Below are 10,322 nucleotides of genomic sequence, written 5' to 3'. Positions count from 1 at the left end.
GTTCTAGGGGGCCTTGAGGCCAGTGCCCCGGCAAAGTCGGTCCTTGCATGGGCGAGTCCCACCCTCCGGCGGTTGTGTCCCACGCTCAGGCGGGAATGGGCGCCGTGAAGGGTCCCTTCACAGTCGAATCGACTGTGAAGGGACCCTTCACGGCCAACACTCACCAGACTTTGCCGGGACCCTGGCCATATCGACCGTGAGGGGGCCCCTCACGGCCCTGAGAAACGGGATTCAGCCCGCGGTGGGGCCGGTCCAGCCGACGGGAACGTGCCCGAGGCGGACGCGCTGCGGGTGGTCGCCCACCGGGACCGAGGTGATCTTGGCGCCGGTGGCGAAGTCGATCGAGGTGATCTGGTCGGCGCCGCTTTCGGAGATGACGCAAGCGGTGCCGTCTCCCGTTACCGTCGCCCAGTACGGCTTCGACGTGGTCACCAGCGGACCGGGGAGCATCGTCGCCCGGTCGACCACGGTCGCGTAGTCGTCCATCGTGCCCGCGACGCAGAGCTTGGTCCCGGCCGGGTTCATCGACAGCCCGTGATGCCGGGAGTCGTTGACCCACTTCGTGCGGTCCTCGGTGGTGGCGGGGTTCTTCGGCAGCGTCGTGACCCCGGTGATCTTGTCGGAAGCCACGTCGTAGGCCAGGAACCCGTTGAAGAAGGAGACCTGGAAGTACATTGTGGACCAGTCTGGGGAGAAGGCCACGGGCGGCACCGAGTTGGAGAGATCGCTGCGGCCGAAGGCGTCCAGCCGCGAACGCATGTCGATCACCTTGACCTGCTGGTAGGTGTTCGCGTCCACGATCGTGATGTGCCGGTCGCCCTTGGTCCAGTCCAGGCTGGGATCGTCGAGCGCGGTCTCCACGTTGCCGATCGACATGTCCCACAGGTACTTGCCGTCATTGGTGAAGACGTTCTCGTGTGGTTTGTCGCCGGTCTTGAAGGAGCCGAGCTGCCGTCCGGTCTCGATGTCGAGCACGTGCACGGTGTTCGCGGTCGAGGCCGACACCGCGACCCGCCTGCCGTCCGGCGAGACGGCCATGTGGTCGGCGCGGTAACCGGCCACCGGGAACCGCCAATTGATCTTCCCTGTGGTCAGGTCGATCGAAACCACGTCGGCGAAGCTTGGCCGGGAGGCGACCACGGAGGTGCCGTCCGGCGTGGTGTACATGTCGTCGACGAACTGGTCGTGCCCCTCGCCCACGGTCTGCCGGATGCCGAGGAAGTAGGCCAGCTTCACGGGATCGAGGTAGATCTCCCGCAGCCGCTCGTCCTTGTCCGGGGTGATGTTCACCCGGCCGATCTTGGTGAGATCGGAGGTCGAGGCGACCACGTCGGCGGTGCCGTCCCAGTTGTTGCCGACGAAGAGCACCTCCCTCAGCGTGCCCGCCGCGTTGGCGGCACCCGTGGCGGGAAGCGCGGTGGCCGCCAGCACGGCCAGGCACGCGACGATCCGGCCGAATCCCGATGTGCCGCCGGAATGTCTTCTGGTCATGGGAACTCCAAGTGGGGACCGGGTGTCTGGTGTTACCGTTCGGTAGCTGACAGGAAACCAACAGTCGCCCGCGATCGCCTAGGGGACGACCGCCAACACCGGCCGCCCCGGTTGTGCACGGGTCACAAGGGCGCCGCGAGCGGCGAAAGGCGACGGGGATGGCGGGCGCACAGGAGCGCGAACGGGTCGGCGAGGTGCTGCTCGCCATGGCCGCCGACAGCAGCGTCGTCGACAAGGTGGCCCGGGCCGCGCGCGCGGCCTCCCCGGACGTCGCGCGCCTGCCCGCGAGCGAAAACCTGCGCCACATCGCGGTTCTCCTCGAAGCCGGACTCGCCGCGCTCCGGGGAACGGGCGAGCCGGACTTCACCGCCGCGGCCGTGCTGGGTGCCGACCGGGCCGCACAGGGGGTTCCGATCACCGCGTTGCTCCAGGGCGTGCAGGCCGGCCGCCGATGCGCGGTCGAAATCGCGATCGAGCGCGGCCGGGCCGCGGGGCTGTCGCCGGAGGCAATGCTGGAGGCGATGCTCGACTTCGACCACTACGCGGACGCGTTGGAACGGCAGGTCATCAGCGGTTACCACACGGCGGAGCTGGAGCTGTCGCGCACCGTCCGCGACGCACGCACCCAGCTCCTGCGGCGGCTGCTCCACGGGGACGCTCTCACCGGCGAGGAACTCGCGTCCGCCGGCCTGCACCCCGACTGCCGCTACCACTGCCTGCTTTCCGACGTCTCGGACCCGGTCCAGGCCCGTTCCCTGGAGCAGCGGCTCTCCGGCTGCGGGGGCGTTTTCGGTCTGGTGGAAGGAAGACTGACCGGGTTGGCCGCACGCCTGCCCGCCACGGCCGGGTTCGGCTCGGACGCACTCGTCGTGGCCGCGCCTGCGGCCGCGCTGCCCGACATCCGGGCGCGGTACACGTGGTGCGGCACCGCGCTCACCGCGGCACAACGGCGGGGACTGCGAGGTCTGCACCACCTCACCGACCTCGCCGGTGAAACCGCGCTGGCGGCCCAGCCCGCGTTGGCGAGCCTGCTCGCCGAAACCCTGCTCGGCGCACTGGACCCCGGTGACGCGTTCCACCGGCAGCTCGCCTGCACCGCACTGGCCTACCTCGATCACGGCCGACGGCTCGACCAGACCGCCGCGGCCCTGCACATCCACGCGAACACCGTGCGGTACCGGCTCGGCAGGCTCGCCGAGATCACCGGTGCCTCGCTGGAGGCCTCCCCGGCCGTCCTGCCCACGCTCCGCTGGTGGTGGGCCCTGCACACCTGGCTCACCGATCCCCCGACCGCGCACCGGCACCTTCCCCCGGCGTGACTTCGCGAGCACGAGCGTGGGACACGAACGGTGGGGGTGGCAGAGTAAGCCGGATGGACGAACTGGAGGAGGTACTGGGTGGTGTCGGCCCGCATCTTCGCGCGCTGCGCAAGCAGAACGGCGTGACCCTGGCCGGGCTTTCCGAGCTGACCGGCATTTCGGTCAGCACTCTGTCCAGACTGGAGTCCGGCACCCGCAAGCCCACGCTCGAACTGCTGCTGCCGCTGGCGAAGGCCTACCGCGTGCCGCTGGACGAACTGGTCGGCGCCCCGCCCACCGGCGATCCCCGGCTCCATCCCCGGCCGATCAAGCGGTACGGGCAGACGATCATCCCCCTGACCCGGAGGCCCGGGGGGGTGCAGGCGTTCAAGCACGTCATCCCGGCCGGTCAGCCCGGCGAACCGAAGCCGCAGACCCACGATGGCTACGAGTGGCTGTACGTGCTCAACGGCCGGTTACGGCTGCTGCTCGGCGAGCACGACCTCGTGCTGAAGGCGGGCGAGGTGGCCGAGTTCGACACCCGCGTCCCGCACTGGTTCGGCAGTGCCGACGCACGGGCCGTGGAGTTCCTGAGCCTGTTCGGGCCGCAGGGCGAACGCCTCCACGTCAGAGCCCGGCACCGCCGCTGATCTCCCGCCACGCCGCCGCGAAGGTGTCGTGGGCGGCACTGCTGAACAGCACGAACCGCACCGTGCGCAGCGGATGGTGGTCGAGCACGGCGCGCAACGCGATTTCGGCCGCGGAAGCCATCGGCCAGCGGTAGACCCCGGTGGAGATGGCCGGGAAGGCCACCGTCTCCGCGCCGAGTTCCGTTGCGACGCGCAGTGAGTTGCGGTAGCAGTCGGCCAGCAGACCGGACCTGTCCTCTTCGGTCGAGTAGACCGGGCCGACGGTGTGCACCACCCACCGGGCGGGCAACCGCCCGGCGGTGGTCGCCACCGCGTGCCCGACCTTCAGCCCGCCGCCGTACTGCCCGGCCCGCAGCGCGCGGCATTCGGCGAGGATCTCGGGGCCGCCCTTGCGGTGGATCGCACCGTCCACCCCGCTGCCGCCGAGTAGCGAGGAATTGGCCGCGTTCACCACGACATCGACCCGCTGCTCGGTGATGTCACCCTGAACCAGCTCGATCACACCGCCACGGTAGTCCGGCTTCGCGGTGGCAGGAACTCGGCGACGCGGCAGGAATCCGCCCAGTGCCTCGACGACCAGCGCGAGCTGATCATCCGCCGATTTCCACCGAGGGACTCCTCCCCGTCCCGGCCAGCGTCAGCAGTTCGCCGACGGACCATTGGTCGTACACGTGCTCCCCGTAGTGGCTCGCGATCATCCGCCCCTGGTCGTCGATCAGGAAATCGGCAGGCAGACCGAAGCGGCCGCCCTCGGGGTTCGCCTTCGGCAGCGGCGCGCGGCGGCGCAGCACCTGCCCGAGGCTGCGGAACACGCCGCGCAGGATGGGGCCCCAGGCCCGCGGGTCCAGCAGAGCCCGCCTGCCCGCCTCCACACCGAATTCCGTGTAGCACCGCTTTTCCGGATCGGCGACCACCGCGAACGGCAGTGCGGCGACGTGCTCCCGCAGTTCCTCGGCGGACGAGTGGAAGAAGACCACTTCGCGGATCCCCGCCCCGGCGATCTCGTCGTGCCGCTGGACGAACGAGCGCAGGTGCAGATTGCAGACCGGGCAGCCGGCGAACCGGCGGAACTGCAGGTGCACGAGCCGGCCGGGCTCGGGCACGCGGAGCGTCTCCCCGGTGACCGTGACGAGTTCACGCCCGGCCACGAACACGCCAGCGCCGAGCCGGTTTCCCTTGCTGTTCAAGGACATCACGCTCCCAATCTGTTAGCGTGCGATGTACGCTAACGACGTTATGCGCGTAGGCTGTACGCTGTCAAGCGCCATGCCCCGCCCTCGTTCCCTCACCCAGGCGCAGCTCGCCACCGCGGCACTCGCCGTCCTCGACCGCGACGGGCTCGAAGGACTGTCGATGCGCATGGTCGCGAAGGAACTCGGCGTCGGCACGATGTCGCTGTACCGCTACGTCGCCGACCGCGACCAGCTCGAAGGGGCGATCGTCGACCAGGTGCTGCGCGCCGTTCCCCTCGACCTGCCGCCGGGCACCTCGGCCCGCGAACGGCTCGTCCTGTTCGCCGAGCGGATCCGGAAGGCGGTGGGCGAACACCCGGCCGCGGTACCCCTGCTCCTGGCCCGCCGGCACGCGTCACCGGCCGCGCGCCAATGGGGCGAGGCGGTGCTGGGCGTGTTGGCCGACGCCGGGTTTTCCCGCCGGGAAAGCGCGCTGACCTTCCGGGCTTACCTGAGCTACGTGCTCGGCGCCCTGCAGACCGACCATTTCAGCCCGCTGTCCGGGCCCGGCACGGTGGCGCTGGGCGAACTGCCCGAAGCGGACTTCCCGTTCCTGGCCGGTGCCGCTCGGGAGGCCCGGCACATCTCCCCCCACGAAGAGTTCCACCACGGCCTCGAACTGCTACTCCGCGGCCTCGGCCTCCCCTGATGCGGCGGTGCGGTGGCCGGCGGTGGAGGGGCAGGCCCCCGAGGCCCTTGGCGACGGCGTCGCGGCTCCCCCACCTGGTCACGATGAGGCTGACGCCACACTCCTGGCCCCGCCGCAGTCGTTAAGCTGCGGAATCATGAGCAGCGCGACGGAGCCTATCGGGACGCCACCAGCAGAAGAGCCGGACATTCACACCACGGCCGGGAAGCTGGCCGACCTGTACCGCCGCTACGAAGAGGCCGTGCACGCGGGTTCGGCCCGTGCGGTGGAGCGCCAGCACGCCAAGGGCAAGAAGACCGCCCGTGAGCGGATCGACCTGCTGCTGGACCCCGGTTCTTTCGTCGAGCTGGACGAGCTGGCCCGGCACCGTTCGCACAACTTCGGCCAGGAGAAGAACCGGCCCTACGGCGACGGCGTGGTGACCGGCTACGGCACCGTCGACGGCCGCCCCGTGTGCGTGTTCAGCCAGGACGTGACCGTCTTCGGCGGTTCGCTCGGCGAGGTGTACGGCGAGAAGATCGTCAAGGTGATGGACCTGGCCATCAAGACCGGCCGTCCGATCATCGGCATCAACGAGGGCGGCGGCGCGCGCATCCAGGAGGGCGTGGTCTCGCTCGGCCTCTACGGAGAGATCTTCACCCGCAACGTGAAGGCTTCCGGCGTGATCCCGCAGATCTCGCTGATCATGGGCGCGAACGCGGGTGGGCACGTCTACTCCCCCGCGCTGACCGACTTCATCGTGATGGTCGACCAGACCTCGCACATGTTCATCACCGGCCCGGACGTGGTGAAGACGGTGACGGGCGAGGAGGTCACCTTCGAAGAGCTCGGCGGCGCGCGGACGCACAACACCAAGTCCGGCAACGCGCACTACCTGGGCTCCGACGAAGAGGACGCCATCGCCTACGTCAAGGAGCTGCTGTCCTACCTGCCGTCGAACAACCTGTCGGACGCGCCGGTGTTCGAGGTGCCCGGCACCGCCGGGGAGTCGATCGCGGAGGCGGTCACCGACACCGACCGCGAGCTGGACACCCTCATCCCGGACTCGCCGAACCAGCCCTACGACATGCACGAGGTCATCACCCGCGTGCTCGACGACGGTGAGTTCCTGGAGGTCCAGGAGCTGTTCGCGCCGAACGTGCTGGTCGGCTTCGGCCGGGTGGACGGGCACGCGGTGGGCGTCGTGGCCAACCAGCCGACCCAGTTCGCCGGCTGCCTCGACATCGACGCTTCCGAGAAGGCGGCCCGGTTCGTGCGCACCTGCGACGCGTTCAACGTGCCGGTGCTGACCTTCGTGGACGTCCCGGGCTTCCTGCCGGGCACCGACCAGGAGTGGAACGGCATCATCCGCCGCGGCGCCAAGCTGATCTACGCCTACGCCGAGGCCACCGTCCCGCTGGTCACGGTGATCACGCGCAAGGCCTACGGCGGTGCCTACGACGTGATGGGCTCCAAGCACCTCGGGGCGGACCTGAACCTGGCCTGGCCGACCGCGCAGGTCGCGGTGATGGGGGCGCAGGGCGCCGCCAACATCGTGCACCGCAAGACGCTGGCGAAGGCCGCCGAGGAGGGCAAGGACGTCGAGGCCCTGCGTGCCCAGCTCATCCAGGAGTACGAGGACACCCTGCTCAACCCGTACGAGGCAGCCGAACGCGGATACGTCGACTCGGTGATCATGCCGGCACACACCCGCGGGCACATCTCGCGCGCGCTGAGCATGCTCCGCGACAAGCGCGAAACGCTGCCGCCCAAGAAGCACGGCAACATCCCGCTGTGAGGCGATCATGAGCGACGAGAAACGACCGTTCCTGCGGATCGTGCGGGGCGCCCCGGACGATGTGGAGCTGGCGGCCCTGACCGCGGTGGTGACCGCGGCGGCCTCGGCCCAGCCCGGCGAGGGTGCCCCCCGGCGCCGTTCGAACTGGGCCGACCGGGGCAGGCTCCTGCGTGCCCCGCTGCGCCCCGGCGAGGGCGCGTGGCGGGCCTCCGCCCTCCCGCACTGATCCCGCACTGACCTCGTTCCGGCCCCGCCGGGGCGACCCGGATTCGAAGCAAGGGATGTTTACTACGGTTCCAGATCCGTAGTAAACATCCCTTGCTTCACTTCCAGCCCGCTAACCGGCGTGTGCCAGGACCGGTTCGGGCCGCTGGGGCAGGACACCGGCGTGGCGGTGCAGGGTGGCGAGCCTTGCGGTCCCGGCGACCGACATCGCGAGCACCACGCCGAAGGCGAGCCGGTGCGCCTGCGGCGCGGCCACGCCGTGGGCGAGCAGCGCGTCCAGCAGGACGCCGACCGCGAGTTCCGCGACCACCGCGAACATGAATCCGCCCATGTTGGCCACCCCGCTGGCGATCCCGGCCTGGTGTCCGTGGTTGGCGGAGCGGGCCAGGTCGAAGGCCAGCATGCTGACCCCGCCCGCGGCCCCGATCACGATCAGCACGGTGGCGAGCACCGCCTGCGGCAGCGGGCCGGGCACGACGACCAGCACGACCCAGCACAGGGTGCCCGCGACGGCGGATCCGGCGACCAGCGGTGCACGGAGGCCGGGGCGGCGTGACGCCAGTTGCCCGGCGGCGGTGCTGGCCACGACGAAACCGAGCACCATCACGCCGAGCAGTCCGCTCGCGGCCGCGACGGTCCGGCCCTGCGTGCTGACCAGGTAGGGCTGGCCGAGCACCGCGGTGAACGACACGAAGCCGCCCATCAGGGTGAAGTGGGTCCACATCGCATGCCGGGTGCCGCGGTTGCGCCAGGCGTTCCCCAGGCTCACCCGGAGCGGCTCACCACCGCGCACCGGTGCCGAGGTGCCCGCCGGAGCGTCGCGCAGCAGCAGGCCGACCGCCACGAGCAGCACCGCGGTGACCACACCCGCGGCCAGGAACGCGGTGGTCCAGCCGAAGGTGGACAGCAGGGCGGCGAGCGGCGCGGTGGCGATGAGCTGGCCGAGCCCGCCGATCATCCCGGTCAGCGCCGCGACCAGGGCGTAGCGGCGGCCGGGGAACCAGTTGTGGGCCAGCCGCAGCACGTTGACGAACAGGCAGGCGTCGCCCGCGCCGATCAGGGCACGGCCCGCCATCGCCGCCGGGTAGGACGCGGCGAGCGCGAAAACGGTGGAACCGGCCGCCATGGCCGCCATGCCGGCGAGGAGGAGCCGCCGCGGGCCGAACCGGTCGGCGCCTGCCCCGACCGGGACCTGCAGGACGGCGTAGAGCACGAGCTGGACGACGGAGAAGGCCGCGAGACCGGTCGCGTCGAGGGAAAAGCGTTCCTGGGCGGTGAGTCCCGCCACGGACAGGCTCATCCGGTGGAACAGCGCCGTCAGGTAGCACAGCGCGCCCAGCCCCCACATCAGCCAGGCCGACCAGGACTTGTCGGCGAGCACGAGCACCTCCTGTTGCATCTATCTTGTATCTATCAGCCTCCTCGCTACCATGCGGGTATGTCAACGGGGGACCGCTCACAGGCGGCCGCGGCCAGCGAACGCGCCTACCGCTGGGCCAAGGACCGGATCCTCGACGGCCGGTTCGAAGGCGGCAGGCTGATCAGCGAGGGTGAGGTCGCGGACGCGATGGGCCTGTCGCGAACGCCCGTCCGCGAAGCGTTCCTCAGGCTCTCGGCCGAGAGCCTGCTGCGGCTGTACCCGAAGCGCGGCGCGCTCGTCGTCCCGGTCTCCGCCGAGGAAGCGGCGGACATCGCGGAGGCACGGATCTTCCTCGAACGGCACGCCGCCGCGAAGGTGATCGGCGAGGGGCGCCAGCGGGAGGTCGCGAAGGCGATGCGCGGCGTGCTCGACGAGCAGCGCGCACTGACCCGGCCCGAGCAGGCCCCGAGGTTCACCGCGCTGGACCGCGATTTCCACGCCACACTGGTCAGCGCCGCGGGCAACGCCCTGTTCGACGAGTTCTACGGCAGCCTGCGGGACCGACAACTGCGCATGGTGCACACCGCGCTGCGGCGGGACAGGACGGAGCGGCCGAAGCTCATCCTGGAGGAGCACACCCGCATCTGCGAACTGCTCGAGGCCGGGGAATCGGAGGCCCTCCACACCCTGATCGCCACCCACATCACCGCGGTCCGCGACCAGTTCCCCGGCGCTCCTAGGTAAAAGTGAGGTCCTCGCGGCCGCGGAAGGTGAGCTTCGCTTCGGGAAGGGCATCGCGGGCGGCGGAGCGATCCGCCACCTCGCCCAACTCGATCTGCAGGGCGCCGAGGGGGCGCAGGCGCACGAGGTCGGCGACCGGGCGCGCGCCGTGGATCACCAACTGCCGCAGCGCGGGCAGCTTCCCGAGCCCGCGCACCTCCTCGACGCTCGGAATCCCGGTCACGATCACCTTTTCCAGTCCGGGCCACCGCTCGACGCCCAGCAGCGACCGGTACTCGGCCCGCCCGCCGAGTTCCAGTTCGGTGAGGGGCAACTCCTCCGGGAGCACGTGCAGGCCCTGAGCGAGCGCCGGGTGCCGGACCGACAACCGCCGCAGCGGCGCGCCGGCGAGCGACCCCAGCCACGGCGCCCGCCGGTCCCGGAAACCGCCCGTGGTGTGCAGTTCGAGTTCCACCACCCCGAGTCCGGCGAGCGCGGACAGGTCGCGCAGCGCGCTGTACCCGGAAATCCGCAGTGCCCGCAGGGATTCGCACCCGGTGAGGCCGGTGAGCCGCTGGTCCACCTCGTTGGACCGGATTTCCAGGAACCGCAGGTTCTCCAGATCCGCCAGTGGCCGCGTCCCGGCGCCATCGGACAGCGCGATGTTGCCGACCAGTTGCACCGCGGTCAGCTTGCGCAGATGCCGCAACCGGACCAGCACGTCCCAGCGGTGCACCTCGAGCACCAGCTCCCCGAAGTCCACTTCGGACAGCAGGGTGGCCGCGTAGTCCTCGGCGTAGTCGAACTGCCGCCAGGCCCGCAGCAGTTCGTCGATCACCAGGCGGAGTTCGGTGCCGGCGAAGGCATGGATCTTCTCCTTCGCCTCCTCGCCCCCGACCAGCGCCAGTGCGCGGATGACC

11 protein-coding genes are annotated in these 10,322 nt (G+C 70.5%); 6 read left to right on the top strand and 5 right to left on the bottom strand.

Going from position 1 to position 10,322, the window contains the following annotated elements:
• Positions 1 to 231: 231 nt before the first annotated feature.
• Entirely contained in the window at positions 232 to 1,491 is a 1,260-nt protein-coding gene (locus FNH05_RS22545; RefSeq protein WP_144590704.1) for a YncE family protein, read from the bottom strand.
• A 158-nt stretch (positions 1,492 to 1,649) separates the two neighbouring features.
• Between FNH05_RS22545 and FNH05_RS22540 the strand changes: the two genes are divergently transcribed.
• Both FNH05_RS22540 and FNH05_RS22535 read left to right on the top strand, forming a co-directional pair.
• Complete coding sequence (locus tag FNH05_RS22540) at positions 1,650 to 2,810, top strand: RsbRD N-terminal domain-containing protein (protein ID WP_144590703.1); 1,161 nt, start codon at positions 1,650 to 1,652, stop codon at positions 2,808 to 2,810.
• Positions 2,811 to 2,863: 53 nt separating this feature from the next.
• On the top strand, positions 2,864 to 3,439 hold the full coding sequence (locus tag FNH05_RS22535) for a helix-turn-helix domain-containing protein (RefSeq protein ID WP_144590702.1): 576 nt from the start codon (positions 2,864 to 2,866) through the stop codon (positions 3,437 to 3,439).
• Here FNH05_RS22535 and FNH05_RS22530 read toward each other — a convergent pair.
• Together FNH05_RS22530 and FNH05_RS22525 are read right to left on the bottom strand one after the other, a co-directional pair.
• Positions 3,417 to 3,941 (bottom strand): O-acetyl-ADP-ribose deacetylase, encoded by a 525-nt coding sequence (locus tag FNH05_RS22530; protein ID WP_144590701.1) that lies wholly within the window; start codon positions 3,939 to 3,941, stop codon positions 3,417 to 3,419. The two genes, FNH05_RS22535 and FNH05_RS22530, sit on opposite strands and share 23 nt — an antisense overlap.
• A gap of 88 nt (positions 3,942 to 4,029) precedes the next feature.
• On the bottom strand, positions 4,030 to 4,632 hold the full coding sequence (locus FNH05_RS22525) for a peroxiredoxin-like family protein (protein ID WP_144590707.1): 603 nt from the start codon (positions 4,630 to 4,632) through the stop codon (positions 4,030 to 4,032).
• 73 nt (positions 4,633 to 4,705) lie between these two features.
• Between FNH05_RS22525 and FNH05_RS22520 the strand changes: the two genes are divergently transcribed.
• From FNH05_RS22520 to FNH05_RS22510, 3 genes are all read left to right on the top strand, one after another.
• Positions 4,706 to 5,320 carry a TetR/AcrR family transcriptional regulator gene (locus FNH05_RS22520; RefSeq protein WP_144590700.1) on the top strand — a complete coding sequence of 205 codons (615 nt, stop codon included), beginning with the start codon at positions 4,706 to 4,708 and terminating at the stop codon, positions 5,318 to 5,320.
• A gap of 136 nt (positions 5,321 to 5,456) precedes the next feature.
• Positions 5,457 to 7,097: an acyl-CoA carboxylase subunit beta gene (locus FNH05_RS22515; RefSeq protein ID WP_144590699.1), complete on the top strand. Its 1,641-nt coding sequence runs from the start codon at positions 5,457 to 5,459 to the stop codon at positions 7,095 to 7,097.
• 7 nt (positions 7,098 to 7,104) lie between these two features.
• Positions 7,105 to 7,323, top strand: coding sequence for an acyl-CoA carboxylase subunit epsilon (locus FNH05_RS22510; RefSeq protein ID WP_144590698.1), 219 nt, complete (start codon positions 7,105 to 7,107; stop codon positions 7,321 to 7,323).
• A 111-nt stretch (positions 7,324 to 7,434) separates the two neighbouring features.
• On the opposite strand, the gene FNH05_RS22505 is transcribed toward FNH05_RS22510, so the two are convergent.
• Positions 7,435 to 8,721: an MFS transporter gene (locus tag FNH05_RS22505; protein ID WP_246127888.1), complete on the bottom strand. Its 1,287-nt coding sequence runs from the start codon at positions 8,719 to 8,721 to the stop codon at positions 7,435 to 7,437.
• Positions 8,722 to 8,760: 39 nt separating this feature from the next.
• Here FNH05_RS22505 and FNH05_RS22500 point away from each other — a divergent pair, with 39 nt between their 5' ends.
• Complete coding sequence (locus FNH05_RS22500; protein WP_144590697.1) at positions 8,761 to 9,426, top strand: GntR family transcriptional regulator; 666 nt, start codon at positions 8,761 to 8,763, stop codon at positions 9,424 to 9,426.
• Here the strand turns inward: FNH05_RS22500 and FNH05_RS39375 are convergent.
• On the bottom strand, positions 9,419 to 10,322 hold a 904-nt coding region (locus FNH05_RS39375; RefSeq protein ID WP_246127887.1), incomplete at its 5' end, for a hypothetical protein. The two genes, FNH05_RS22500 and FNH05_RS39375, sit on opposite strands and share 8 nt — an antisense overlap.

This window comes from Amycolatopsis rhizosphaerae, assembly GCF_007713715.1.
GTDB lineage: Bacteria > Actinomycetota > Actinomycetes > Mycobacteriales > Pseudonocardiaceae > Amycolatopsis_E > Amycolatopsis_E rhizosphaerae.
The sequence above is the reverse complement of the archived record's forward strand: the minus strand, read 5'-3'. Positions and strand labels throughout refer to the sequence as shown.

Excerpts from the sequence above, each read along its gene's own strand:
- FNH05_RS22545 (WP_144590704.1), bottom strand. The coding sequence starts at position 1,491 with ATGACCAGAAGACATTCCGGCGGCACATCGGGATTCGGCCGGATCGTC.
- FNH05_RS22540 (WP_144590703.1), top strand. The coding sequence starts at position 1,650 with ATGGCGGGCGCACAGGAGCGCGAACGGGTCGGCGAGGTGCTGCTCGCC.
- FNH05_RS22535 (WP_144590702.1), top strand. The coding sequence starts at position 2,864 with ATGGACGAACTGGAGGAGGTACTGGGTGGTGTCGGCCCGCATCTTCGC.
- FNH05_RS22525 (WP_144590707.1), bottom strand. The coding sequence starts at position 4,632 with ATGTCCTTGAACAGCAAGGGAAACCGGCTCGGCGCTGGCGTGTTCGTG.
- FNH05_RS22520 (WP_144590700.1), top strand. The coding sequence starts at position 4,706 with ATGCCCCGCCCTCGTTCCCTCACCCAGGCGCAGCTCGCCACCGCGGCA.
- FNH05_RS22515 (WP_144590699.1), top strand. The coding sequence starts at position 5,457 with ATGAGCAGCGCGACGGAGCCTATCGGGACGCCACCAGCAGAAGAGCCG.
- FNH05_RS22510 (WP_144590698.1), top strand. The coding sequence starts at position 7,105 with ATGAGCGACGAGAAACGACCGTTCCTGCGGATCGTGCGGGGCGCCCCG.
- FNH05_RS22505 (WP_246127888.1), bottom strand. The coding sequence starts at position 8,721 with ATGCAACAGGAGGTGCTCGTGCTCGCCGACAAGTCCTGGTCGGCCTGG.
- FNH05_RS22500 (WP_144590697.1), top strand. The coding sequence starts at position 8,761 with ATGTCAACGGGGGACCGCTCACAGGCGGCCGCGGCCAGCGAACGCGCC.